This window comes from Lutispora sp. QWL-02 (assembly GCF_058315355.1).
In genome coordinates this window covers 1958697-1984914 of record NZ_CM177762.1, presented here as the reverse complement: position 1 = coordinate 1984914, position 26218 = coordinate 1958697, and the positions used below count along the sequence as shown (strand labels likewise).

Sequence of the window (26218 nt, the reverse complement as noted above, 5' to 3'; positions counted from 1 at the left end):
CCTTCATCAAACCGTGCATGCGGTTTTCTCGCACACGGCTTTCCGATATTCTTCTTCCTTCAGCATTCGCTATGCTGCAAGCTTTTGCAGTCCTCTCTCATAAATAAGCTTTCGGACTTTAGAAATCTGTGAAAGGCGTCTTCTCTTTTGAGTCTTTTGGTTATACCATATAGTAAACTTCTTTATGATATACCAACCTATCTTGTTCAGCTGTTTTCCCTCATCTTCCTCATGGCTTTCTTTGATGGAAATTGATGCGTTTCGCTAAATATCTGACCTCTTGCTGTCTCCGTCTTTAATCTCCTGTGGTGAAATCCTAGGAAATCAAATCCCTCTTTCCCATCCCATAGACTCACTAACCTTGTCTTTTCAGAATGTAGTTCCAATTCCAACTTATCCATGATAGTTTTCACTGCCTTTAGTGCGTGTTCTGCTTCTTTCTTTGTCCTACAGATTACTACAAAGTCGTCACAATACCTTATGAGTTTCCCAAGGTGTTTGTAGTGCAGTTCCCATTTACTGTCCAGGTAATGCAAGTAGATATTAGATAAAAGCGGTGATATCACTCCGCCTTGTGGACTTCCTATCTCGCTTTCATTCAATTCTCCATTTTCCATTACTCCTGCCTTTAACCATTTCCATACCAACTTTAGGACTCTTCTGTCCGATACCCTCTGCTTGACCATAAGCATTAGCTTGTCATGGTTGATGTTATCAAAGTACCCCTTGATATCTGCATCAACCACCCACCAGCCTTTATTAGCGGTATCCTTTCGGATTCTATCCAAGGCTTGGTGCGCGCTTGGCTTCGGTCTAAAGCCATAAGAGCAATCCAGAAAATCAGCTTCAAACAGCGGTTCTACTATTAGCTTTACTGCCATTTGTACTATTTTGTCTTTTATGGTCGGTAATCCTAGCGGTCTTTGTTTGCCGTCTCCTTTTGGTATGTAGGTTCTTCTTACTGGTTTAGGTTGGTATTTCCCTTCTATCAACTCCTGTTGTATTTCCTGTACGAACTTTTCAACTCCATACTTTTCTACATCAGCAATTGATATTTTATCAATACCTCCTGCTCCACCATTGGCTTTGACTCTTTTCCATGCTTCCATCAATATATCTTCCCGATACACTTTGTCATAGAGAGCATGGAATCTCCTCTTGCTGTTTAACTTGGCTGCAAAATCTCTAGTACTATGAACGCCTCCGACTCCCTCTTTGCAAGCTTGCAACTTCACCTTTCGGCTTATATGCAGCTTCTCTACAGCTTTCGCTGTGCAAAGTAGGGTCTCTCCAGTTCCGAACCACACTTTCAATACATGTCGCTTCCTCTACACCGAGGGATTCTTCGATGGTGCTGTCCAAGTTCTTCCCATCTTCCATGGTCTTCGCCCATAATACCAAGGCTCGACTTCCCTTTTTCCCTCTGTATACCAGAGTCCTTTTTGACGATGCGGCAGAATTCACTTTATGTTACGACCTGTATTTTCGCTCGCCCTGTTTTCTAGACAGGTACTTTATCCTCCCGCTCAGCACCCCACATTACTGTGACGCACCGGGATTAGCTAACGGGCTTCTTGGCAACTACCCGTACCGGACTTGCACCGGCAAGTGTGGTCCAGCTTCGCTGGACGCACGTATTAAAAAAGAGCCAGCTGTTGGCTCTTTAAATACGAAAAACATACTTATTCATTTTTCCCCTTTAAATACTGCTCGATCATACTGACAAAATGCTCAGCATTGTATACCTGTTCTTCCGTTTCATCCCTGCTTACAACATAAAAATCATCATAATCACTTTTATTGCGGATTTTAAAAGCCTTTTGAACAATAGTAGAAGCCTCTATATCAAATATTCCTGTCTTTACATAATACTGATTAAAATACGTAATTACCCCAGAGTGCTTTTTAGCGTCGAAGCCGTCTAAAGCCAATACAGCTCTTATTGCATGAAATATTGCATAATACGATCTGTTGATGGTGCCTTTTAAATAGTTATCTCTCAAATTTGCTTTTGAATTATCCAGGTCTTCTTTAGCTCTGGCTAATCTATATTTTGATAATTCTGCAAAATCATTGTTCATATAGTATCACACCTTCGTTAACAACATTTCTATAGAAGGGTACGACATTTTCATACTTTTCAAATTTCTTCTCACTCATCAGAACAGGCACAATAAATACGTCATTATTTAAATTTATATTAACCTCAATAGGCGTTAATATATCATCATATTTATTCAAATTGCTTTCATCATCATCTATCATCAGCATGATGTCAATATCAGATTCTTCATCGAAGTCGCCCCTCGCATAGGAGCCGAAAAGCATAACCTTTTTCAGTCTTTCTCCCAAAACAAGTTTAACTTCATTAATATATACGTTTATTATTTCATATGTTTGTTGTTGAGTCTTTGCAGCAAGGCGTGCCATAAAAATCCCCACCACCAATCTTTTTGTTTATTATATTATATACTAACATGTGACTGTAATCAATTAGAAACGAAATCAGATGAATTTACAGATGCAATCTCTTGGATGGGCTGAGCGGTGCCAAGCACAACGGATAGACGGCTATTTCCAAAACTTAAGAAATCATGTATAATATAACTCATAAGCATTATTGGTTAAAATTTATACGATGTTAGGAGGATGTACTATGAAATTAGCTGGTAAAATCGCTGTTGTTACAGGAGCAAGCGCCGGAATGGGCCGGGATATCGCCTATCTGTTTGCAAAAGAAGGCGCTACTGTTTATGCTGTGGCAAGAAGGGTAGAAAGGCTGGAAGAATTGGCCGCCAGTTCAAAAGATTTTGCAGGAAAAATAATTCCATATGGCGCAGATTTGACGAAAAAAGAAGACGCCGAAAAGATTATCGACTTTGCATATAGCGACTCCAGCAGACTAGACATTCTGGTAAACAATGCAGGTATAATGGATGATTTCAGCCCTGTGGGCGATGTAAAAGATGAAATGCTGGAAAAAGTCTTTAATTTAAATGTATTTGCACCTTTCTACAGCAGCAGAAAAGCAGTAGAAATATTCTTGAAGCAGGGCAGCGGAAATATCATCAACGTTGCATCCATAGGCGGCTTATACGGAGCAAGGGCCGGAGCTGCTTATACCGCATCCAAGCATGCGGTGGTCGGTTTGACTAAAAATACCGGATACATGTATGCTAAGAAGAACATCCGATGCAATGCTATATGCCCCGGCGGTGTAGAAACAGAAATTGCCACAGGAGATTTCATGAAAAATGCAAATCAAGAAGGCATTGGTGTCATTATGGCAAACATAGGCGGAAATCCGAGAAACGGAAAAAGCATGGAGATTGCAACTATAGCATTATTCTTGGCTTCCGATGATTCCAGCTTTGTCAATGGTCAGTGCATAACCGCAGACAGCGGTTGGACTGCATTTTAGGACATTTATTCGCCCTGCAGGCTTAGCCTGCAGGGCGTTTATTATTTGCAAACATCTACCCATACGCCTTTTGTCACTTCTGCCAGGTAATCCACACTGATCTTCACGGCAGTGTTTGCTCCTCCCCCGGCAGGAAATACATAATCGAAAACTTTAAGGGACTCATCCAGATAGATATCCAGTGGCTTGATCAATCCGAAGGGACATACTCCGCCTGCCGGATGCCCCGTAGCCTCTTCCAAATCATCCAAGCTGATGAATCTTGGCTTTTCAGTGAAATTGTCTTTAAATTTTCTGTTATCTACTTTTACATCACCTTTCGCCAGCAGCAATATATCCCTATCTTTGAGCCTGAATGCCATAGTCTTCGCTATTCTTGCCGGTTCAACTCCAAGTGCCGCCGCAGCGAGCTCCACCGTAGCCGTGCTCGTATCCATCTCTATTACTTCCAGGGGAAGCCCCTCATCTTTAAATTGTTTTTTTACACTTTCTATACTCATTTTTATCCTCCGATATTTATACTTTTGTATTATAATATCATTATAATACAACAATATAAGAGAAGCCAGGCTAACCACAGGCTTATGAATATTAAAAGATATTGTATTATTATACTTTCTGTTATAAGGCAGGTGTTTGGGATAGATACCTATTATATAACCGCGTCTATAGAATTAAATGAATGGAAAAAAAGAATGAGGAAAAGGCCTTCTATAATCAATAAAGCTTCGAAGGGCGTTCAAAATAAGATCAACAGCATGCTGCCTGATAAATATCATGAAATCCTTACTTCTGCTATAAAAAATATGGTCAGGGTCGTGCTATCAGGGTCTGAATATACAACCAGAAAGCCTGATATGCTTATGCCCTTTGAAGGAAGAGAAAAACTGGTCAAGGAAAAGATAAGCTTTTATAAAAAAACCGCTATGATTGAAGGCGCAGGTACAGGTGCCGGGGGAGTGCTGATGGGCTTTGCAGACTTTCCACTGCTTCTTAGCATAAAAATCAAATTTTTATATGATGTCGCATCCATCTATGGCTTTGATGTCAGAGATTACAAGGAAAGATTATATATCTTGAAAATATTTCAGCTTGCTTTTTCAAGCCAAACTGCAGCAAATAGAATTTTTTATGAAATGGAAAACTGGGAGGAGCTTTCCAGAACTCTGCCCAGCAGTTTAGAGCTTTTTGATTGGAGAGGGTTTCAGCAAGAATACCGGGACTATATAGACATTGCGAAGCTTTTGCAGATGGTGCCCGGAATAGGGGCACTTATAGGTGCCTATACTAATTCCAAGCTTTTGGATAAGCTTGGAATCACTGCTATGAACTCTTACAGGATGAGAATTCTATAGAACCCGATTGGGCAAAGGTGGATTTATTCTTTGAAATCCACCTTTGCCAATTTCCCATTTTCATTCATAGTTATTTGAGTTATCTTAGAAAGCTTTTTTTCATCATTTATTTTGGCACATTCAAGGACTTGAAAAATCTTTGCCGTAGGCCCATTCGCTTTATAAACATCTCCTAGCATTTTAAGTATGGAATAGGGATGGTCCGGGTCTTTAAGGCCTATAAATGAAGAATTGGGTGCTGTGATAGCATCTGCAATGAGCTTTGCATAGTCTATATCCGCAAGATCGGCTATAAGAAAATAATCTGTCTCTTCCTTAAGATCTTCAAAGCCTTTCACCTGTTTGATTTTAAAGCTGCCCTTAGCAACTGCACCGGCAGCAGCCATAAGTGGGAGGATACCCCAGCCTCTGTGTCCGGAAATTATCAAGCAGTCTTTTCTCATTATCGACTCTTCTATATAATTTCCTTGACCCTCTGTCATAAAACCTTGGTCTACCATTTTCTTCAAAAAATTGTTCATGCGATCTCTCCTATCTTTTACTGAAAAATACTATGCTATTACAACCAATATGTTATATTATTATTCTATCATAAATATCATATCAAATACATTTTAAAATACTTTGTATTCGAAATATTCTATTGAAAGCCTTGTACCTCGATTTGCGTCAAGCTTGTACTGTTTACATAGCAGTTGAAATAGCTTATAATATTAATTATGCGACATCTGGCAATACACTATTACTTTAAAAGAAAAGAGATGATTTATTGAATAAGAAAAGAAGCCTATCCATGGTGTTAATTATTTCAATGCTGGCCATATCTGTTCTGCTTACCGGCTGCAGTTCTGTTAATACTGCCCAGGCAGCAGATAGTATTATTGTAGCAAAGGCTGCAGGCCAGGAAATCAAAAAGTCTTATTACGATGATATGTTTAATATATTTAAGGTCCAGCAAGAGCAAAATTATGGACCGGAAATATGGGAAAAAGAAGTTAGCGGCAAAAAATATATAGATTTTGCAAAAGAGGAGCTCTTAAACTCTTTGATCGATGAAACGATCCTATTGAAGAAAGCTGCTGATTTAGGTGTTATTGCTTCTCAGGATAAAGTTGATGAGGAAGTCGAATATATCAGGCAGATGTTTGAATCAGATAAAGAATATAAGGATTACCTCGCTGCCCAGGGCATCACAGAAGATTATGTAATAAACAGCATCCGCAAGAGAATGGTTATCAGTAATTTTATCAATGAAGTTACAGAATCGATGGATGTGCCTGAGAATGAACTTAGAGCAGCCTATGACTCTATGAAGAACAGCTTTATAAGCGTTAAGGCAAGCCATATTTTGGTGGAGAGCAAGGAAGAGGCAACAAAAATTCTGGAAAGAGCCAAATCCGGTGAGGATTTCAACAAGCTGGCTGCAGAATTTTCAATCGACCCCAGTGCAAAAGAAAACAGCGGCGACTTAGGCTACTTCAGCGCCGGTGACATGGTTCCTGAGTTTGAGAAGGCTGCATTTTCCTTAGAGCCTGGTCAAATAAGCGGTTTAGTGCAATCCGACTATGGATTTCATATCATTAAAGTAGAGGATAGAAAAGTATTAAGCTTTGATGAGACTAAGACTCAGATTAAAGATGAGCTGCTTTCCAATAAGAAAAATGAATATTTTACTTCCTATTTTGAAGAGTTAAAATCAAAAGCCGAAGTAATAAAGTATATGGAAAACCTATAATTATAATAGAATAACCGTAACAACTCCGGAAAATAACAGATAAATTGACCCTGCAGAAAATCTATAGGGTCAATTTATCTGTTATTATTTATTTTATACCTATTAAAAATAATATAATATTAACGCAGCGATGGGATTAAATAATTGGGAAAAAGGATGAAAAAGAATTCTTCTATAGTAAATAAATTTTCAGAGGGCGTTCAAAACAAGATAAACAGCATGCTACCTGGAAAATTGGTATACGAACAGCATAGACAATCGCAGTTTTCTTATGATAGTATAGCCTTAATCAATGGAAATATAGGTTTCCTGGTAAGAAAGCATAAGTAAAAGAGCATTGAATTACTGTAACAAATCACCCTCCCAATTTGTTTATTTATATGGGAGATGAATTAGAAACATATTCGTGTAGGTGTTCAGTAAAGTGAAATAAATTGGTTGCGGACACCAAAAAGTAACAGTAATTAACAGTAAAGCAATAACAAAAGGACTGATCATTGAAAATTAAAAAAGGTGCAGTTGATAGGAAGAGTTTACCATTGTAAAATGGCAGAGCTTAGCTAAACATAGGAGTAAAGGATTAAATTTCCTATGGATTAAGCGGCATTTTTCTGGTAATCTATACTCTCAAGGACTTCAGCTATGGCTTTTGCATGTTGGGTCATGCATACCAAGGCAGTCCTCACGAAGAAGTTTTTTGTACCCCGGAATAAAGGGGACTTTAATCCGTTATTGAGGACCGTATCGCCGATTACAGATTCGATGCGTGCTCTTCTTGAGTATAGGTCTTTCCAGAGTTGCGAGCCTCTAGGGACTTGTGTAAACCAGCGGATGTCATCTTCAATGTGAGTATAGACTGTCTTGCCATAGTTGGAATCACAACAAGGTTTATCACACTTAAGCTTCTTAGCTAATTTCTTTGATGCTTTCAAAGGGCATCGCCACTTGTATCTACGCTTCTTTCTATCAATTCCCCAGTAATAGTAAACATGACCGGCAGAACAAACAGGTAACCCGTATTTATTCTCTTGTGTAGGAGTTTGCGAGTTTCTTGGGTTGATCGCGATAATCGGCTTACCACCCAGCAAAGAGATCCACCAGTAAATGTAGTATGCATCATAGCCTGAATCCAGGATGACATGGTTAAAATCCACTTTCATATCGTGATAAAGGTACATTAAAAGATGTGAAGCTACTTTGGAATCATGGACATCGGCTCCTGCAACAAAAAAAGTAAGCGGTAAACATTTGGATTGATTATCAACTATAGGGGTTGCTGCAAAATGTAGTCCATAGCCTATTAAATATCGGTCAAGGTTATGGTCATATCCTTTGGTGGCTTCTGGGTCTTTACACATAGAACATTTAAAAGGCTTAATGCTATTGCTGGAGCACCTACAGTACTTTTCCGGAACATACTTCTGCTTACAGAAAGTCTTGACCTTGCAACCATCAAAAATCACTTTATCATGGGGATCAATAATACCAAGCGCAATGGATTTATTGACGAATACAAGTTCAAATATCTTCTTAAGCAACGTACCCTGAGTCATGATATCATTTATGTCAAAATCCTCTCCAAACAGGTTAGACATAAACCAAGAGAAATAGGCTTTTGAGGGCGTTTTCTCAGGGGTAAATCCGGATAGGTAAGCATACCGGGGTGTATCTTTTAGTTCTTTGACCCATTTGTTAATGGATGTAAAACCTGCAAGATACATCACTAATAGTGACCTTAAAGCATCTTGAGGAAGATAATTTGCGATACGTCCCCATGGATTGCTGGAGTAAAAACGTTTACAAAGGTCATAGACACAAGAAAGATCAATATGTGAAAGAATTTTTGCAATACTATCAGTTTGTTTAACGTTCTGATAGAGATTTAATCTATAAGCTAAATGGCTTTGATTTGGTGGTAACAAATGACCTCATCCCCCTTCCTAAACCCCTATTTTAGCAGGTTTGGAGCATGTGAGGTGAAGTTACTTGTTTCCAGTTACTATAAATCAAGTAAAATCAATGGGTTCAGCTTTGCTGAACACCGACATATTCGTAAAAAGGAGGTGATTTTTATGAACAAGGAAGCTGCTAAAAAGAATCTCATTATTATTCATTTTTTAATACTCATTTTAGTTTATGTGGTATCAGCTTGTACTTCCAACTCAACAAAACAAGATAATAAGATAATTGAAGCGGTTATCAGCAATGAAAAGGATTTGGTATCCTTACAGCTCAAAGAATTGGATTTCGAAAAATATAAAGCAAGCGCTGAAAAATTGCTTCACTCCTATTTCCGGCAATCATATATTGAGGGCATGGATAAGAGACATAGTGTAGGAGCTATTCATGCACTATCAATAAAAACTCCTATAATATACAAAGTGTCTAAGGTATATACAGATGCAAAAAAGGAAAGCAAAACAGTGCTTATAGATTCTCCCGTAGATGACAGCACAAGCAGGTTTTATAAAAGGTATATTTTCAAAAAAGAAAAAGATGAATGGAAATTGTTTCAGCTAAGAGAGCATTATGTAGTAATGGATGGTGCCGCAAAAGATAACTATAAAAGAATAATAGATTTATTCACCAATTATGACGGTAAGCCTATTGAGTATTCCACTGTAACGATTAGAGAATAAAATATTGCCATCCATGCACAGTACCAGTCTCACCTCCGCATAGGCTTTCAATGCAATGGCTTTAGTTAAAATCAGAATATATCAGACATGATGATTAGGCTTCTTTGCTCATGAGATTTACTGTATAAATAAGAAAATGAATATATCTTGGTGTTATTATCCAAGATCATGGAAAAAAGGGGGATATGCAAATGCCTAAGGATAATTACTTAGAGTCATTTAAAAATTATGTAAAAGAGCATTATACTTCAAAGGATGCGGCTCATAATTTTGAACATATAGAAAGAATAATCAGCACATCAAAGAAAATAATAGATTATGGTGTTGATGAAAATATTGACTTTTGTCTATTGGCATTTTTACAATGTTTCCATGGATTAAACAGAAAGTTAGCAACCGATTCTGAATTTAAAAGAAACACAATTGATTTTTTGCTTGGATTAGGTCTCTCCGGTGAAAAAATAACTATTTACTTTGAATGTTTAAAACGTCACTGCAAATCTCCACAGAGGATTGAAGAAAAAATAGTACACGACTCTAATTTTATTGAAGCTGTTGGTTCTTATGGTTTAGCACGAGCATTTAATAGTGCTGGTACAAGAGGGCAAACTATTGAAGAAATAATTGATATATTAGAGACCCATTATTACAATACGATAGAATGCAAGACCCAATTTGGGAGAATAGTATACAATGCGAGAAAGAAATTTGCAGAAGATTTCCTAATTTTACTGAAGAAAGAAATCGACTGGTATAAAGAATGATATATACTTGAGAGTGCTAATTTATTTTACGATTCTTCTTTGCCGGGATTAATCAATCTTTATACTTATAGGTATTGATGAGCATACTCATATCTTTTCTAAAAAATTTTATTTTTTGTAATTTATGCTTTCTGCAATTTTTATGAGCAAATCTTTATCTGTTTTTGATTTTAGGTAAAATGAAAAATTATCGTTATGCCAAAGGATTGTTATAAGCTGTTCTTTTTCTACCAGCAAACCTTCGGAGCCATTTATAACGATTTTTTCTACTTTTGCTTCTTCCGTATATATTCTTAAACTGGCATTTTCATTATTATATTGGGCAAATGCAATTACCTGACCTTTATCATTTGAGTAATGAATAATCTTTGAGGCAGAGAATACTTCAGTCTTTGAATTTCAAAGCCCTCCGGTATATAATCCGGAAGATATATTTCTTTTAGCGCGGCGTCCTCCCCGGGGCTTTTTGTTCTAATTTCCGTATACTCCTTTTTTGTTTGCATAATGAGGTTTATAGCTTTTACTCTAAAAGCTTCAACACTGAATAATAGGATTGAAGAGCCTATAAATAATATAAAAAATACTACTGCCGCGCTCTGCAATAGCTTGGTTGAGATTCCCCTGAACTTTTTCATGCTTTCTTTTCTATTGTATTGATTTATTATGCTTTTGATTTTTTCATCCAGCTCAGAAGGAAAGACAGGCTCTTCCTCAGCCTTGTCCTGCTGTATTTCCTCTGCTATATTTCCCACATGGCAGGCTCCGGCATATTCAAGAATAGCTTCAAGCATTCTCGCTTTAGCTTTTGCTTTTTGCTCTAAAAAGTCGCTCATCTTCACACAACTCCCCATCCTGTGATAATAGCTTAAAAAAACTTTTTCTTGCTCTATGGAGCCTAGTCCTCACATTTTCCTCAGTTATATTGAGCAAAGCGGCTATTTTGTCGTTAGTGTACTGATAAAAATATTTGAGTGATATGATGTCAGAATACGGGGGGTACAGTTCTTTAATCTTTGAAGCTATCAAACTGAGCATCTCTGAATCGATTACTATCTCCTCAACAGCCTTTCCGTCATCCGGCAAGATCTCATCCAAAGCCTCCAATTCCATATTACAGATTTTTTTCCTCTTTCTATATAGATTAATAGAAACGTTTCTAACAATAATAACAACGAAAGCCCTTGTTCTGTTACAGTCTATTTCACTTATTTTTTCTAAATTATTGATTATATTTATAAAAGCAGCTTGTACCGCATCTTGAGCCGATTGATAATCCTTCAATACTCTGTATGCTACTTTAAACATATCCTTGCTGTATCTTGCATATAAAGCTTCGACCTTGCTTCTATCCTGCTCGTCCTCTATGGCAGCCAGAAAAAGCATCACATTACAGCCTCCTCGCACTTCATAATTATTCCTTTACGAATTAAGACGGGTAAATCAAGAAAAAGTCTGAACACTTTGATCGCAGCATCCAAAATTAGCAAATTTTTCTATCTTTATTTATTCTATATCTCTATGAAGGTAACCTTCTATCTCAGCCTATACAAATGATATTCCAATGGATGTTTATAGCACGAGAGTTCTTATATAGAATAAATTTTACCCGAATTTTACATTATGTTAATATCACCTTCACATTGTCGGTTTAAAATTTATATAGGAAATCAAAGCAAGAGTGATTTTCAGAAATCTGGCTTTGATAGATCACATTATTAGGAGGAGATTTAAATGAACAAATCAATAAAGAGGCTCATTACTATCTTAACTTTAATAACAATGATGTTTTCATTAGGCTTGACTAATGCAAATGCTGCAGTTGCTAACTCAAAGTCAAACACAGTGAAGAATGTAATCTTACTTATTCCTGATGGTATGAGCATATCAGCTACAACCATTGCAAGGTACATAGTGAATGGAAATGAAAAAGGATCTAATAAGCTTTTCATGGATCAATATGTTACAGGACTCGTAACTACTACATGGTTTAATGGACCTATCACTGATTCAGCTCCTGCCGGAACAGCCTATTCAACAGGCTACAAATCAATTCCCGGCTCCTTGGGCATTGATGAAAACAAAATTCCCAAAGCTACTATTCTTGAAGCAGCTCAGATGAAGGATAAATCAGTTGGCATTATTGCAACCTCGGAGTTCATGCATGCTACACCGGCAGCATTCAGCGCCCATGAAGAAAAACGCAGTAATTATGCTGTAATTGCGCAGCAGATGTTAAACCAGGATATCGACTTATTATTAGGTACAGGAGCTTCTAAAGTAAAACCGGAAGAGTTGAATATTATTGAAACAGCAAAAGCTAAGGGTTATGAAATAGTAAACAACAAAGCTGAAATGGAAAAATCAAAGGCTGCAAAGCTCTGGGGCAACTTTTCCAACGCTTTTAACTCAACAGACAATCTTTCTTATGATATAGACAGAAAAGCAAGTGAAGAACCTTCCCTTGCAGAAATGACAGCCAAAGCCATCGATGTGCTCAACAAAGATAAAGACGGATTCTTCCTCATGGTCGAGGGCAGCAAAATAGACTGGGCAGCCCATGCCAATGATACTATAGGTATTGTTACCGATACTTTGGCTTTTGATGAGGCTTTTAAAACAGCAGTTGATTTTGCTAAAAAGGATGGCAATACAATAGTTGTTGCAGTAACAGACCATGGAAACAGCGGCATTTCTATAGGAAGTTATGATTTATTAGGATATGACTCCGCACCATTCAGCATTTTGACTCCTTTAAAAGGAGCAACAAAAACTGCAGAAGGTGCCATGGCTTTGCTCAAAGAAGATAAATCGAATGTTGATGAAGTCCTGAAAGCTTATGGCATTAACCCTGCCGGTTATACACCAGCCGATATTACTTCAAAAGACAGAGACACCTACAATAACGCAAAGGTAAACCGTTTGATCACGATCTTCAAGACTGAGCCCACAAGCAGCAATCTCATCAAAATAATGAATCAAAAAGCTTATATCGGTTATACTACAGGTGGACATACCGGCGAAGATGTGCCTGTATACCTATACACTCCGGAAAAAGTCAGCAAAGCGCCTCTGATGGGAGTCAATGAAAATACTGATGTTTCCAAATTTGTGGCTTTCTCACTCGGATTAAGTTTAGAAGAAGCAACTAAAAAATTATTTGTAGATGTAACAGAAAGAAAGGGCGCTTCAATCTCCAATAATGTATTGACTCTTAATGAGAATGGCAAAACCCTGACTATAAAAGCAAATCAAAGCACAGCCAAATTAGATAATAAAACCGTTGACTTAAATGGAGAAGTAGCTGTTTATATTAACGGAAGATTTTATGTGCCTCAATCAGCATTAGATCTATTAAAAAAATAGAGCATTAGATTTCCCTCTAGTGCTTTTATATATAAGGCTTACAACGCTGAAAATGCCTTTTCATCAATGAAGAGGCATTTTCCATTACTGCAAAAATATTTGCCCAGAACACTATATACTATATTTTCTAACAGATAGGGGGATGCGAAATGAAACAAATCCTGGAAGATATAATAAGAACAGAAAACATAAGAACCGTATTTCAGCCAATAGTATCACTATTAAACGGCGACATATTAGGTTATGAAGCCCTAAGCCGGGGGCCTGCAGGAAGCCCTTTGGAAAGACCTGACATGATGTTTAAGGCTGCCGAAGAACATAATATGATCTGGGAGCTTGAATATCTTTGCAGGCTGAAGGCACTTGAAAAAGCAAAGAATATTGTCCCTTCAAAAATGCTTTTCATCAATGTCGACCCCAAAATAATTAATGATGAAAAGTTTAAAAGCGGATTTACAAAGGAATTTATAGAAAAATCCGGTATAAATGCTGCAAATATAATATTTGAAATAACAGAACGCACATGCATAGAAGATTATAAAACATTTAAAAAATCAATAGACAACTATATAAATCAAGGCTTCAGGATTGCCATAGATGATACAGGTTCAGGGTATTCGGGCCTCAAGATGCTTGCCGAAACACATCCTCATTACATCAAGCTTGATATGGACCTCATCAGAAATATTGATAAAAAAGCATTGAATCAAGCCCTGGTAAAGGCATTGCTGGAATTTGCAAATTCGTCAAATATGAAAATTATAGCAGAAGGCATCGAAACCCCGGATGAGTTAAACACCTTGATCAGGTTCGGCATACATTATGGCCAGGGGTATCTGCTTCAAAAACCTTCTCCTGAATTTCTGCAAATAAGCCCCAGCGTAAAGAGCATGATAACAGAAAAGCAGGCACAAAATCAAAATCAATATGTCAATAATATGCACAACATACCTATAGGTGAAATAGCCAGATTCGACAGCCCCATAAATCCATGCGCAACAGGAAGCGCGGTCAATGACATATTCAAAGCTAATACGGATATACAAGGGCTGCCGATTGTCGAAAATGGGGTCCCCACGGGGCTTTTAATGAGAAATGACTTCTATTCAAAGCTGGGAACTCAATATGGAGTAGCTATTTTTATGAATCGCCCCATCAAGCTTCTCATGAATAATAGCCCTCTTATTGTAGATTACAACACGGCTCTTGCTCAAGTTTCAAATATAGCTATAAACAGAAGAGAGGAAAACTTATATGATTACATTATCATAACAAAAAATAATAAATATTATGGAATTACTACTGTAAAAAGCTTGTTGGAGCATATAACCCAATTGGAGCTTAACACTGCCAAGCAATTAAACCCTTTAACGGGTTTGCCGGGGAACCTCTTAATCGAACAGAATATCAAAAAAACTCTGGATTTGGATGAAGATAAATATATCATATATTTTGATTTGGATAATTTTAAAGCATATAATGACACATATGGTTTTGAAAATGGGGATAGGATCATTGGGCTCACTGCTAATATCATTAAGGAATGCTTAAGTTCAAATTCTTGTGAAAGCTTTATAGGACATATTGGGGGAGACGACTTCGTTGCTATAGTCGCTTTAGATGATATTGAAAAAACCTGCAGCGATATAATGCAGGTATTCGATAACAGAGTAAAGAATTATTACACTGAAGCTGATAAAAATAATGGATACATCATGTCAACAAACAGGCATGGTACAGTAGAAAAATTTCCCATTATTTCTCTTTCCATCGCTGTAGTTGATAATAAAAAGCATAAATTTAAATCTCCTGTAGAGGTGTCAAGGCAGCTCAGCATCCTGAAAAAGAAATGCAAAATAAAATGGGAAAGCAACTTTTTTATATATTGACAGAAATAAAAAATAGCTGCTCATATAGGAGGGGGAAGGAAGAAGAGAAAACCAACATTGAGCAGCTTTCTTATTAGCTATATTTTAAATTTTTTAACGGCAACGTGTGAATCTTCTATGCTTTTCAATAGATCATCCAATTCTTCCGAAACATTGACTAAACCTTTGGTTTGGCTTACAGAGCCTTCATACAATGTTTGAGATTGATCATAGCTTTTCTTTGATATGGCATTTATGTCATTCATGTATGCTGATATTCTATCTGTATTAAGAGCTTGCAACTCTGATTTTCTTGAAATTTCTCCGATCATATCATTAATTCTGTTTATACTTTCTACGATTTTAATAAAAGAATTTTCAGTTTTGATCACTATATCATTGCTCGATTCAAATTGTTCAACGCTTTCCTCCGCCACTTCTGCAGTTGCTTTCATTTCTAAGAACAAGTCTTGGACTACTGCTTCAATGCTTTTTACTGAATTTTGGGACTCATCGGAAAGCTGTCTTATCTCTGCAGCAACAACGCCGAAGCCTCTGCCTGCATCTCCTGCTCTTGCAGCTTCAATGGCCGCATTAAGAGCAAGAAGCTTAGTTTTGGCTGCTATTGAAGTTATTAGATCAGTAGCACCTTTGATTTGCTCTAAATTCGTCCCAAAGCTGCCGACCCTTGCTTCCATATTCAAGATGGTATCCTTTGTAAAGTTCATATTCTCATTAAGCGCTCTTAATGTTGCGGCTTCTTGTTCAACTATTTTCCTGGCTTTACTCATATAATCAAGTATTTCCACCGTTTGATCCGATATTTCTACAGCAGAGTGTAAAACATCATCCAGTTCGCCCTTAGCCTCTTCCAGGTAGCTTGACTGTTCCTTAGAGCCTGACTTTATATCCTCTGAAGTTATTTCAATGCTTTCGGATATACTCCTTACTTCATCTATATACTGGCTCAGCATTGCAGACGATGATGCAGTCGTATTTACCGTATTTATAATCTGCTTTACTAAACTTTTTAAAGAAACAGCCATGTTGTTGAATTCTTTAGAAAGCTGTCCTATTTCATCATTACTTTTAATAGAAGACATATAATTCAAATCTCCATTGGCAACAAGCCTTGTATCATTGACGAGTACTTTTACGGGCTTTACAATTTTTCCTGATATAAATATTGCCGCAGCCAATCCTATTATCAATCCTAAAGATATTATAATCCCAAAATATAGATTCATATCGGATTTTGCTTTTACTATGTTGTCCTGAGGAACGGCTACCGACAATAATCCGGCAACCTCCCCTTTTGTATTCAATAGCGTCCCATAAGCTAAATAATAATCTTTATTTCTTATTTGCCTGCTCTCAAACCGGACTTTTTGATCATTGAGCAGGTATTCTTCTATGTTCTTATCTATTTGAAGAGAGTTTTTCACCTCATTATAGTCATCTGCTTTATCATCTAAAAATGTAGATACGATATTATCCTTTAGATATAATGTAGCTTCCAATTCGTTTAACCTTTTTATATGCTCCAAGAATCTTTTGTCAAGGTTGTATTGTGTTATTACCGTGCCTATGGTCTTCACTCCGGTAGCAACAATATCTGATTTCATGGGGGCCGCCGACTGTATGCATATGGCGTTTTGCGTTGGTTGTATTAAAACTGCCTTAAAGCCGGCAAGACCGCTTTTAACCATGAAGTCATCAGAAAGATCGTCACCGGATTTCAGCGGCTGATCTGTTCTCGATATCAGTTTCTTATTCTCATCCGCTATCATAACGAAATCCAATCCAAGCTCGCTTGTTAACTGAACTAAAAATTGAGAAGCGCTAAGGTTATTGCCTTCCATCGTATATTTGCGCAGCTCTGAGAAGCTTGAAAGTATGGAGGCATTATCTTTGGCCTTTTGCTGATAATCTTCAAAATAGTACCTTGCCGAGTCCAAGCCATTTGATAGCCTGGATTCCCATTCATCACTTATTTTCTGTAATACGATGTGCCGGGATGTATATGTGGAAAGCACTACCGGAATAAGAATTGAAATTATAACGACTATCAATATCTTAAACCTGATAGATATATCAGAAAATCTTTTCGCTCCCTTAAGCATCTCATCAGTCCTTTGCTCATACTTAATGCCTGTCATCTATATATGATTATAGCTAAGCATTGTTAATTCCATATTAAGTCCTATTAAACTCCATGTTAATTGATTAAGCATCTTATTACCGCCCCCTCGGAAAAGGCCTTGCTGCAAATAGGGCTGAATGTGCTTAAACGGCATAGGAAATAGCATATTTAGCATGACACTTAAGTTTATTTCTATATGTAATTTATGGTATAATTAAGAGGAGCATACATTTTTAAAATTTCCTATGCATTTTAAAAAGTATTAATTGGAGGTGGTTTTCTTAAATTTAGCTAAATGGCTTTTGGCTATTTTTATCTATTTACCGGTAATACTTTTACTAATGAATGGGATTCAATTAAAGCCCCTGGTAAAATTGAAGATAATTATGTCGAAAAAGTAGGGGTGAAACAGAAATTTTGAACCTTGAAATATATATCACTCAGGCTCTCAGAGTTTTCGAGAGCGTACTTATTTTATAACGGGGGGTAAAATAATGAATTCAAAAAAAACCTGGATTTATCATCTTTACTATCAGACATAAATTATATATGCCAAATTATCTTATTTATAATACTTGGATTTATAGTATGGCGTCGACCATTGTATGTAAATGAATTCTTGCAAATAATGCTTAAAAGGACATATGTATTTTTATCTATAGGAATTTTTTTCAGTATTGTAAAAAATATTTCTAATATATTTTTAAAAATTAAATCAAAATATTTTAATATAATTTTAACTGCTTTAATGATAATCTTTTTCATAATAGTTCTAATTAATATAATAATTATGCTTATTACATACTATAATTATTATTAAATCTATCTACGTTATATTCAGCCTGATACTCTTAAATAATTTAGATTTGCAGAAAATTAAGGCTCTCCTATAATTATAAAAAGAACTGCTGCAAATTAATCTATTAGGTTATTTGCAACAGCTCCTTTACATAGGTCTTATCCTATGTATTCATAAATTGTTTCTGTCTTCCAAGTTTGACTATTACCACTTCCAGTTGAATATTCATAAACTTCTGTGTATATTCTTACTTTTCCACCTTGATTGTTAATTGTCTCAAGTATTGGTTCTAATTGCGCAGAATCATAATTATTTAAAAGCGCATTAGCTGCTGAGTCTATACTTATTATGATTCCAATTGCGGCTAAAATACTTTTTACACTCTTTTTAATGTCTAGTACATGCTGATTGAAAAAATCGTGGGTTAAAAACCCTATAGCAACACTAGCAAAAGCGGCAGCTAGAGTAGAAAAATTAGTTTGTCTCTCCTTATTAATCTTAATTACAATCTGTGCAGCGGTGTAGTCTTTATAACTACTATCTATTAATGTCCATCCCATAATAAATTCTCTCCTTTTCATTTTAATTTATAATTGAGTTATTTTATATAAGCAATAACCGGTTAATTGTTATACACTCATCAAAGACGCTTTTAACTCTAAAATGTAAATGTCACTTTTATTATAAAATTTTTATAATTTATCTTTTTTAAATACAAAATCTTTAATCTCTTTTACATCATTTTTTACTTCTTCCATTATGCTGAATTTTTCTGAAAGATTTGATATTATCGTCTGATACTTTTCCTCTCTTTCCTCCTGCTTCAAATCACGTTTTTCCTGCGCCTTTAAAATATATAAAATAAGAACAATGCTTAAAGCTGCCCATATTCCTTGGGATGCTGCAATTTTCATAATTTCATTTTCCATATCTCTCAACCTCCTGTTCTTAAATTAGCTTTCTCAAATTGCTTAAAGCCCTATTCTTTATACCGTTTACAGCTTGTCGCGAAATGTTTAGCCTGTCCCCAATTTCCTTATAAGAATACCCGTACAAAAACTTTTCTTTTATAACTCTTCTTTGCAGGCTTGGCAAATAACTTATTAAATCCTCAACAAATATTTTGCTTTCATGCTCATAGTATGATTCATCCAATATCATGGCTAAATTTAATTCTAAAGATTCTTTTAGATTCATCACACAGTTTCTAAAATGTCATGTTTAGCATCATACTTTCATTATATTTCCTTTTAATATGTTTAAATGGTATAATATAGGAAGGAAAGGATGAGCAAATGTGCATTTAAACATCTTTCTATGTGATGATGATTCTGTGCAAATTGATGATGCGGTCATAGTATATATCACCGGATACTCGGATTATGCTTTAGATGCCTTTAGGGTAAGATCTTTTGATTATCTGATCAAACCTGTTACATTCAGCCGCTTTGAAACCTTGATGAGAGATATATTAGTTCGCGTTAGCGAAATCAAAACCTACAAAGAAAAACATGAAATATTAGTTATTAACAATAAAAATTCAAATATTGTTATAAGATATGATGATATAATATGCTTTGAAAAAAGCTTCAGGAAAATAATAGTACATACAATTGTCGCGCCATATGAATTTTACGGCACACTGACAGCCCTTATCGAAAAATTAAATATGAAGACTTTTATCCAATGCCATCAGGGATATATAGTAAATATAAGCAAAATTAAAGAACTAAAACCAGATCAAATAGCCTTTTATGAATCTGATTTAATAATACCTGTAAGCAGGAAATACAAGCCTTATATTAGAAAAGCTTTTGAAAAAGCACTTTTCTCATAATGATTCCACTCGTATAAGAACTTTATTTGTTCCTTTTAAATAGACAATAAAGTAAATGCTTCAGCAGGAATAGCTAAGGTCTGTTGGGATTATCTGCTGGAATATATATCAAAATAAGCAAAATAGCTATGAACAGATAGAAATTAGATAGGCGCTCTCGAATAAAGGGGATACTGCTTACTATACATATGCAATATATCAGATTAAAGCACTATTATGAACTAATTATGCTTAAGTGGTAGAGGAAATGTCATATTTAGTATGGTGTTTAATCTTCTTTTCTAATTTTGTTTAATGTATACTATATGTGGCTTTATAAATTTATTATAGAAAGGAAGACTTTTTATGCATAAAGGCAACAACAATAGCAGAAAAAAATTATTATTGCTAGTAGTTTTTTTGACTTATATAGCAACAGCTTGTACTTCAAAGCCAATAGCAATATCACAAGACGATAATGTCATTGAAGCAGCCGTTGATAATGAAAAAAATTTAATATCATTACAGCTTAGAGAGTTAGAACTAGATGAATACAAGGCAAATGCTAAAAAAATACTCCACTCTTATTTCTATGAATCATACATAGAAAAAATAGATAAAATAAATAGTATTGGAGGAATTTATGCGCCGTCAGTAAAAACCCCTATAATTTATAATGTGTCTAAGGTGTGCACGGATTCAAAAAAAACAAGTAAAATTGTCTTTATTAATGCGCCCGTAGACGATAGTACAAGTCGACTCTATAGGATGTACATTTTTAAAGAAGAGGATGAACAATGGAAGTTATTCCAATTGAGGGAGTATTATGTGGTAATGGATGGTCCTAAAAAAGATGATTTCAAAAGAGTAACAGACCTATTTACTAATTATGATAATAAGCCTATCGAGTATTCAGCTATAAAGATCAGAGAGTGAGTTGTAACCATCCACTTCTTTACAGATGGTTTATTGTTTCACATGATTCCGTGCTCAATAGACTAAAGTCCATAATAAATTATCCTATTATTAATATGGAAATTTCCAATCTATTGGGTTGCCGCTGCGTAATTTTTTTACATCCCAATACTGGTATGATCCAGGAATATATGGAAAACCCGGTGTATGTGTCCAAGTAGCATCATCTGGATAAAAGTAATAATTACCCAAATCCCATACTGTAATAATTACTGAACCACATACACAATCCCATTCGTGAGCATTATATGTTGTTCCATTTATCTTAGCTTTAGTAAGTGAAGAAAAGCCTTGATGGCGACCATCTCCACTTGCGTTATTAGGGCAATATACTGGATAATTAGGTGATACATGATTAATGTCCATCCTGCAAAATAAATCTGCAAAAGTTAAGTTCGTTAATGTAAATAATGTAACAAAAACAACTAAAGTAAAGAACAACATTTTTCTATAGCCTTTCATTTAATCATCTCCCTCCCTTATTATTCGTTTTCTTTCTAACTCATTCACTCAATTCTACTGTCTTAGCTTGTCCGGCATCTTAGGTTGATAAAGCACCCAATAGCAGCATGTTCCCACGGAAGTCTTTGCCATAAATAGAGCCAAACATGCTATCATGCTCAAAAGATTATGCTTTACTCTCAAAGCAACCACCTCCCATATGTATCTTACCTGCAATATATCACACTATTTTCCCATTTTGAACTCATTATGCATAAGTGGTATAGGAAATGTCATATTTAACATGGTTTTTATATTATTTCTGTGCAGAGCTGCTATATAATTAAATAAAGATATAATAATTCATATTAAAGGTGGTGAGAAAACTTGGCTTCCGAAGAAAAAGCTCTATTATAGTAATAATATCTTCAATGATCTTTTTTTATAACATGGTGATAATCATGAAAAAAATTGTTAATAAAGATGATACTAAGGCCAATACTCTATTTGGCTCAATACTATTAGCAGTAATAATTTTTTTCACGATTCTTCTTTGCTGGGATTAGAATATGAATACGAAGGTGTAATAGAAATTGTTGTATGCCCATATTTGGATATGAAATAAAGGCAGTCAGTAAAATACTATTAACTTTATATTCTAATTATCTCACAAGGATATGCAGTTTCTCGAAGCGGCAAAGAATTGTTAAATAAGATATGTATCACCAAATCCGATATAGTTTTTTAGATATTGAAATAAAAGGGTAAATGGTGTCAATTCTCAGAGCCGCGAAAATCAAATAAGGATTATCAACTAGCCCAGGATAATTATTGGCGCATATATTGATAACCCCTTATTCGGTCGTAATATTGATAATTCTTCTTTTACAATCCGCTCAGATTTATTGCAGACAAATCAGGTCCTTGTTCTTCAAAGCTTGTGCCTAAGCATAATTCATAGCACTTTACCAGATTATCTATGTAGGGTATTTTTACCTCATAAATACGGCCTAATTGCTGAATCGGTTTAATACCGAAAGGAATATCTTCAGTAATATGTCTATGCGAGAAAGAATCCGGTCCTTTTGCTGTTTTATAGCTTTTTGTATTTTTTAAAAGATCATAAAGATTTTCATATTTACTGCCCCACGCATCATTAAGCATATCCAGACAGCTCGTACCGGAAATCCCCATAGCACGCAAAACAGTCAAGCGTTCCTTATCGACTTCTTCTGCATACTTCACACTGTAATGTGTGGCAGCATCACCATACATGAGGTAATCCTCACCATTTTCAATTCGGCTTAAATTGAACAAATTGATCGGTGCATGCAGAACCGGATTGGTCGCATTCATAGATGTTTCCAGCACATTCTCTACACCATATAATTGTGGGAATGCTTCTGAAAGTTCTTTTAGCACAAGGCTGCAGCATTTTGCAGGAATGGTGGCCAAAGACAGTTTGCTCTTGATGGACTTCAGAAGACATGCTCCTGTTCCCTTGAGAGCAGACATCAGCAACATGCCGCCGGTTTCACCAACGATAATATTCTTTTCTTTTATTTCGTCTTTAAGAATATGATAGACTTCATAGGCTCCCCAATTGCAATTAAATATAATGATTCTCTGCCCATGATGCAGCTTCCCTTTCATTCTTTTTGCTATTTCATTATGACCATTTGCAGTGGTCATAATCATGATATAGTCTGCTTCTTTTAGGGCATCCTCAATACACACACAACCAATCGGTTGAAAATGACCCTCCAGTGCGCCTTCGATTTGTATGCCGTTTTGGCAAATAATTTTTATTTTTTCAGCATTTCTATCCCATACTGAAACTTGATATCCTTTATTCATCAAATATGATGTTATTGTATGCCCGGTCCTGCCCATTCCCAGAACAGCAAATTTCATATAACAACACTCCCTTGCATAGGTCTATATATTTTTAATCCTTTCATTTTCGGATTGGTATCTCTTGCAAATCTTTTTCCAATTCCTCACCGATTATACAAAAGCATTCTAAAGGTGCTGACACACTAATTACTCAGTGCGACAGCCCTCTATTATTGCTTTATCCAATATCTTTTTCAAATATTCACCTGTATAAGAAGCAGGATTCTTTGCTAATTCTTCGGGAGTTCCGGTGCCTACTATGGTGCCGCCTCTATCCCCTCCGTCGGGTCCCAGGTCGATGATATAATCCGCTCTCTTTATCACATCCAGATTATGTTCAATAACGATAACCGTATTGCCGCCCTCTACAAGGCGGTGCAATATCTTTAAGAGCTTATGGATATCTGCCGTATGGAGTCCTGTAGTGGGCTCATCCAATATATACACTGTTTTGCCCGTGCTTCTTTTTGACAACTCATAGGCAAGCTTGATCCTCTGAGCCTCTCCTCCCGACAGCTGGGTTGAAGGCTGTCCAAGCTTTATATATCCAAGGCCCACATCATACAAGGTTTGGATCTTCCTTTGTATTCTTGGTATATTTTCAAAGAAGCCCAAGGCCTCTTCGACGGTCATATCCAGTATCTCGGATATGGTTTTACCCTTATATCTCACTTCCAGGGTTTCCCTGTTGTATCTCTTGCCCTTGCATATCTCGCAGGGCACATATACATCGGGCAGGAACTGCATCTCAATCTTTATTATGCCGTCTCCCTTGCAGGCTTCGCAGCGTCCGCCCTTTACATTGAAGCTGAAACGGCCGTTTTTATATCCTCTCATCTTTGCTTCCGGCGTGGATGCAAAAACATCTCTTATAAAGTCAAATACTCCGGTATAGGTTGCCGGGTTGGATCTTGGCGTCCTGCCTATGGGTGATTGATCTATATCAATAACCTTATCAACGTTTTCAAAGCCTAGTATCTCAGTATACTCCCCCGGTTTCTGCCTTGAGCCGTATATCTTTTGAGCCAGGGATTTATAGAGTATCTCATTTATCAGAGTGCTCTTGCCTGAGCCGGATACTCCTGTGACGCAAGTAAATACGCCCATTGGGATGCGTACATTCAGATTCTTCAGATTGTTCTCTCTTGCTCCCTTTATCGTAATCCAGTTGCCGTTGGGCTTTTTCCTGTCCTGCGGTACAGAAATATATTTGGCACCGCTCATATACTGGCCCGTTATAGATCTCTCACAGGCCATGATATCTTTCAAGCTCCCTGCCGCAACAACTTCTCCGCCGTGAGCCCCCGCTCCGGGACCGATATCTATTATATAATCCGCTGCATACATTGTGTCTTCATCATGCTCCACCACTAAAAGGGTATTGCCCAAATCCGTAAGGTTTCTCAAGGTTTTTAAAAGCTTCCCGTTATCCTTCTGATGAAGGCCTATGCTTGGTTCATCCAATATATATAAAACCCCCACAAGGCTTGAGCCGATTTGGGTAGCCAGCCTGATCCTCTGGGATTCACCTCCGGACAGAGTTCCTGCCGTTCTGGACAGGGTAAGATAATCAAGCCCTACGTTTATAAGGAAGCCTAACCGTGCATTTATTTCCTTTAGCACTTGCTTTGAAATAAGCTCCTCTTTAGGAGTAAGCTTCAGTTTGCTCATAAAGCCAAGTATCTGGTGGACCGGCATGCTGCACAGTTCAGCAATGGAGATACCACCCACATATACCGACAGGCTTTCTTTTTTAAGCCTGGTTCCCTTGCACAATGGGCAGGGGATTGATGACATATAGCTCTCAATATCGGATCTCATAAAATCTGACTTTGTTTCCCTGTATCTCCTCTCAAGATTGTTAACTACACCTTCCAGGGATAGCATGGCCTCTCCTCTTCCATACTCTCTCTCATACTTAACCTTAAATTTTTCCCCGTTGTTTCCGTACAGGAGCAAATCGATGACTTCATCGCCAAGCTCCTCAATAGGCGTATCCATGCTGAAGCCATAGTGCTTTGCAGCCCCTTCGACTATATTGTAATACCAGGAGTCACCGTTTATGTTTCTCCATGGCTCAATGCCTCCCTCTGCTATGCTCTTCTTTCTATCAGGAATTACCAAATCTGGATCTATCTTGCGAAGCTCGCCTAGTCCGTCACAGCTGGGGCATTTCCCAAAGGGGCTGTTGAAGGAAAACATCCTTGGTGATAATTCTTCCATGGCAATACCACAGTCAGGACATGCATAGTTCTGGCTGAAAAGCTTTTCTTCAACGCCCATTATATCCACCAAGGCAAGGCCTCCCGAAAGCTTGAGCACGGTTTCCAGTGAATCTGCAAGCCTTCTCTCAATTCCTTCCTTGACTACTATTCTATCTACCACTACTTCTATGGAATGCTTCTTATTCTTTTCCAGCTTGATTTCATCATTGATGTCCATGACCTCTCCATCTATTCTGATCCTGACAAAGCCAGATTTTTTCATTTCTCCGATGAGCTTCTGATGCTCGCCTTTTTTCCCTCTCACTATGGGAGCAAGGATCTGCAGCTTTGTCCCGCTGCCCAAGGCTGTCAGGTAGTCCACCATCTGGTCGATGGTCTGCTGAGATATCTCTTTGCCGCACTGGGGACAGTGAGGTATTCCTATTCGTGCATAGAGAAGCCTGAGATAATCATATATCTCAGTGACGGTTCCTACTGTTGATCTCGGATTCTTGCTGGTGGTCTTCTGATCTATGGAAATGGCAGGGGATAAACCCTCTATGTAATCTAAATCCGGCTTCTCCATCTGCCCTAAAAACTGCCGTGCATATGCAGATAATGATTCCACATATCTCCTCTGGCCTTCCGCATATATGGTATCAAAGGCAAGGGATGATTTTCCCGAGCCTGATAGCCCCGTTATTACAACAAATTTATCTCTTGGTATTTCAATATCTATGTTTTTCAGATTATGCTCTCTGGCGCCTTTAATAATAATTTTATCTTTTGACATTCTTTC

26 protein-coding genes and 1 pseudogene are annotated in these 26218 nt (G+C 36.9%); 9 read left to right on the top strand and 18 right to left on the bottom strand.

The genetic code is table 11. The features are described from left to right. Nucleotides 1-69: 69 nt before the first annotated feature. From ltrA to AC4HCY_RS09110, 4 genes and pseudogenes are all read right to left on the bottom strand, one after another. Nucleotides 70-1235, bottom strand: a pseudogene (ltrA, locus tag AC4HCY_RS09125) (group II intron reverse transcriptase/maturase). Further along, complete coding sequence (locus tag AC4HCY_RS09120) at nucleotides 1192-1401, bottom strand: hypothetical protein (protein WP_323432503.1); 210 nt, start codon at nucleotides 1399-1401, stop codon at nucleotides 1192-1194. Before AC4HCY_RS09120 ends, ltrA begins: the two are co-directional and overlap by 44 nt. A gap of 281 nt (nucleotides 1402-1682) precedes the next feature. Further along, the gene (locus tag AC4HCY_RS09115) at nucleotides 1683-2081 is read right to left on the bottom strand and encodes a HEPN domain-containing protein (RefSeq protein WP_323432502.1); all 399 of its coding nucleotides are present in this window, start codon (nucleotides 2079-2081) and stop codon (nucleotides 1683-1685) included. After that, nucleotides 2071-2430, bottom strand: coding sequence for a nucleotidyltransferase domain-containing protein (locus tag AC4HCY_RS09110; protein ID WP_323432501.1), 360 nt, complete (start codon nucleotides 2428-2430; stop codon nucleotides 2071-2073). Before AC4HCY_RS09110 ends, AC4HCY_RS09115 begins: the two co-directional genes overlap by 11 nt. A gap of 226 nt (nucleotides 2431-2656) precedes the next feature. Between AC4HCY_RS09110 and AC4HCY_RS09105 the strand changes: the two genes are divergently transcribed. Further along, nucleotides 2657-3421, top strand: a complete 765-nt coding sequence (locus AC4HCY_RS09105; protein WP_323432500.1) for an SDR family NAD(P)-dependent oxidoreductase — start codon at nucleotides 2657-2659, stop codon at nucleotides 3419-3421. A 41-nt stretch (nucleotides 3422-3462) separates the two neighbouring features. Here AC4HCY_RS09105 and AC4HCY_RS09100 read toward each other — a convergent pair whose 3' ends face one another. Then, nucleotides 3463-3921, bottom strand: coding sequence for a YbaK/EbsC family protein (locus AC4HCY_RS09100; RefSeq protein ID WP_491095902.1), 459 nt, complete (start codon nucleotides 3919-3921; stop codon nucleotides 3463-3465). Between the two features lie 141 nt (nucleotides 3922-4062). On the opposite strand from AC4HCY_RS09100, the gene AC4HCY_RS09095 reads away from it, so the two are divergent. After that, on the top strand, nucleotides 4063-4776 hold the full coding sequence (locus tag AC4HCY_RS09095) for an EcsC family protein (RefSeq protein WP_442916716.1): 714 nt from the start codon (nucleotides 4063-4065) through the stop codon (nucleotides 4774-4776). Between the two features lie 23 nt (nucleotides 4777-4799). Here the strand turns inward: AC4HCY_RS09095 and AC4HCY_RS09090 are convergent, their stop codons facing one another. Continuing rightward, on the bottom strand, nucleotides 4800-5297 hold the full coding sequence (locus AC4HCY_RS09090; RefSeq protein ID WP_323432497.1) for a hypothetical protein: 498 nt from the start codon (nucleotides 5295-5297) through the stop codon (nucleotides 4800-4802). Between the two features lie 248 nt (nucleotides 5298-5545). On the opposite strand from AC4HCY_RS09090, the gene AC4HCY_RS09085 reads away from it, so the two are divergent. Then, nucleotides 5546-6511 (top strand): peptidylprolyl isomerase, encoded by a 966-nt coding sequence (locus AC4HCY_RS09085; protein WP_491095901.1) that lies wholly within the window; start codon nucleotides 5546-5548, stop codon nucleotides 6509-6511. A gap of 596 nt (nucleotides 6512-7107) precedes the next feature. Here the strand turns inward: AC4HCY_RS09085 and AC4HCY_RS09080 are convergent. Further along, entirely contained in the window at nucleotides 7108-8433 is a 1326-nt protein-coding gene (locus AC4HCY_RS09080) for a transposase (RefSeq protein ID WP_491094266.1), read from the bottom strand. Between the two features lie 150 nt (nucleotides 8434-8583). Between AC4HCY_RS09080 and AC4HCY_RS09075 the strand changes: the two genes are divergently transcribed. Beyond that, nucleotides 8584-9150 carry a hypothetical protein gene (locus AC4HCY_RS09075; RefSeq protein WP_491095900.1) on the top strand — a complete coding sequence of 189 codons (567 nt, stop codon included), beginning with the start codon at nucleotides 8584-8586 and terminating at the stop codon, nucleotides 9148-9150. A 191-nt stretch (nucleotides 9151-9341) separates the two neighbouring features. Beyond that, nucleotides 9342-9914, top strand: coding sequence for an HD domain-containing protein (locus AC4HCY_RS09070; RefSeq protein WP_491095899.1), 573 nt, complete (start codon nucleotides 9342-9344; stop codon nucleotides 9912-9914). 108 nt (nucleotides 9915-10022) lie between these two features. On the opposite strand, the gene AC4HCY_RS09065 is transcribed toward AC4HCY_RS09070, so the two are convergent. The 3 genes from AC4HCY_RS09065 to AC4HCY_RS09055 are packed head-to-tail and all read right to left on the bottom strand — an operon-like array spanning nucleotide 10023 to nucleotide 11297. After that, nucleotides 10023-10247, bottom strand: a complete 225-nt coding sequence (locus AC4HCY_RS09065) for a DUF4367 domain-containing protein (RefSeq protein WP_491096101.1) — start codon at nucleotides 10245-10247, stop codon at nucleotides 10023-10025. Beyond that, nucleotides 10247-10747: a hypothetical protein gene (locus tag AC4HCY_RS09060; protein WP_491095898.1), complete on the bottom strand. Its 501-nt coding sequence runs from the start codon at nucleotides 10745-10747 to the stop codon at nucleotides 10247-10249. Before AC4HCY_RS09060 ends, AC4HCY_RS09065 begins: the two co-directional genes overlap by 1 nt. After that, nucleotides 10713-11297, bottom strand: coding sequence for an RNA polymerase sigma factor (locus AC4HCY_RS09055; RefSeq protein ID WP_491096100.1), 585 nt, complete (start codon nucleotides 11295-11297; stop codon nucleotides 10713-10715). The genes AC4HCY_RS09060 and AC4HCY_RS09055 overlap by 35 nt, the downstream gene beginning before the upstream one ends. A 348-nt stretch (nucleotides 11298-11645) precedes the next feature. Between AC4HCY_RS09055 and AC4HCY_RS09050 the strand changes: the two genes are divergently transcribed. Both AC4HCY_RS09050 and AC4HCY_RS09045 read left to right on the top strand, forming a co-directional pair. Next, nucleotides 11646-13277: an alkaline phosphatase gene (locus AC4HCY_RS09050; RefSeq protein ID WP_491095897.1), complete on the top strand. Its 1632-nt coding sequence runs from the start codon at nucleotides 11646-11648 to the stop codon at nucleotides 13275-13277. A 149-nt stretch (nucleotides 13278-13426) separates the two neighbouring features. Further along, nucleotides 13427-15166, top strand: a complete 1740-nt coding sequence (locus AC4HCY_RS09045) for a GGDEF domain-containing protein (protein WP_323432492.1) — start codon at nucleotides 13427-13429, stop codon at nucleotides 15164-15166. A 77-nt stretch (nucleotides 15167-15243) separates the two neighbouring features. On the opposite strand, the gene AC4HCY_RS09040 is transcribed toward AC4HCY_RS09045, so the two are convergent. The 4 genes from AC4HCY_RS09040 to AC4HCY_RS09025 all read right to left on the bottom strand — a co-directional run bounded on the left by AC4HCY_RS09040 (nucleotide 15244) and on the right by AC4HCY_RS09025 (nucleotide 19284). Further along, nucleotides 15244-17268, bottom strand: a complete 2025-nt coding sequence (locus tag AC4HCY_RS09040) for a methyl-accepting chemotaxis protein (protein WP_491095896.1) — start codon at nucleotides 17266-17268, stop codon at nucleotides 15244-15246. 977 nt (nucleotides 17269-18245) lie between these two features. Continuing rightward, nucleotides 18246-18647, bottom strand: coding sequence for a hypothetical protein (locus tag AC4HCY_RS09035; RefSeq protein WP_491095895.1), 402 nt, complete (start codon nucleotides 18645-18647; stop codon nucleotides 18246-18248). Between the two features lie 132 nt (nucleotides 18648-18779). After that, on the bottom strand, nucleotides 18780-19016 hold the full coding sequence (locus AC4HCY_RS09030) for a BhlA/UviB family holin-like peptide (RefSeq protein ID WP_255229146.1): 237 nt from the start codon (nucleotides 19014-19016) through the stop codon (nucleotides 18780-18782). Nucleotides 19017-19035: 19 nt separating this feature from the next. Further along, nucleotides 19036-19284, bottom strand: coding sequence for a sigma-70 family RNA polymerase sigma factor (locus AC4HCY_RS09025; RefSeq protein ID WP_491095894.1), 249 nt, complete (start codon nucleotides 19282-19284; stop codon nucleotides 19036-19038). Nucleotides 19285-19384: 100 nt separating this feature from the next. Between AC4HCY_RS09025 and AC4HCY_RS09020 the strand changes: the two genes are divergently transcribed. Both AC4HCY_RS09020 and AC4HCY_RS09015 read left to right on the top strand, forming a co-directional pair. Further along, nucleotides 19385-19924: a LytR/AlgR family response regulator transcription factor gene (locus tag AC4HCY_RS09020; protein ID WP_491095893.1), complete on the top strand. Its 540-nt coding sequence runs from the start codon at nucleotides 19385-19387 to the stop codon at nucleotides 19922-19924. Nucleotides 19925-20269: 345 nt separating this feature from the next. Then, nucleotides 20270-20839: a hypothetical protein gene (locus AC4HCY_RS09015; RefSeq protein WP_255229149.1), complete on the top strand. Its 570-nt coding sequence runs from the start codon at nucleotides 20270-20272 to the stop codon at nucleotides 20837-20839. A gap of 90 nt (nucleotides 20840-20929) precedes the next feature. Here AC4HCY_RS09015 and AC4HCY_RS09010 read toward each other — a convergent pair whose 3' ends face one another. The 4 genes from AC4HCY_RS09010 to uvrA all read right to left on the bottom strand — a co-directional run bounded on the left by AC4HCY_RS09010 (nucleotide 20930) and on the right by uvrA (nucleotide 26212). After that, complete coding sequence (locus AC4HCY_RS09010) at nucleotides 20930-21340, bottom strand: hypothetical protein (protein ID WP_255229150.1); 411 nt, start codon at nucleotides 21338-21340, stop codon at nucleotides 20930-20932. 54 nt (nucleotides 21341-21394) lie between these two features. Next, a complete protein-coding gene (locus AC4HCY_RS09005; RefSeq protein WP_255229151.1) occupies nucleotides 21395-21523 on the bottom strand; it encodes a cyclic lactone autoinducer peptide in 129 nt (42 codons plus the stop codon). Nucleotides 21524-22204: 681 nt separating this feature from the next. Beyond that, nucleotides 22205-23233 carry an NAD/NADP octopine/nopaline dehydrogenase family protein gene (locus tag AC4HCY_RS09000; protein WP_323432489.1) on the bottom strand — a complete coding sequence of 343 codons (1029 nt, stop codon included), beginning with the start codon at nucleotides 23231-23233 and terminating at the stop codon, nucleotides 22205-22207. A 129-nt stretch (nucleotides 23234-23362) separates the two neighbouring features. Continuing rightward, complete coding sequence (gene uvrA, locus AC4HCY_RS08995) at nucleotides 23363-26212, bottom strand: excinuclease ABC subunit UvrA (protein ID WP_491095892.1); 2850 nt, start codon at nucleotides 26210-26212, stop codon at nucleotides 23363-23365. Nucleotides 26213-26218: the final 6 nt, after the last annotated feature.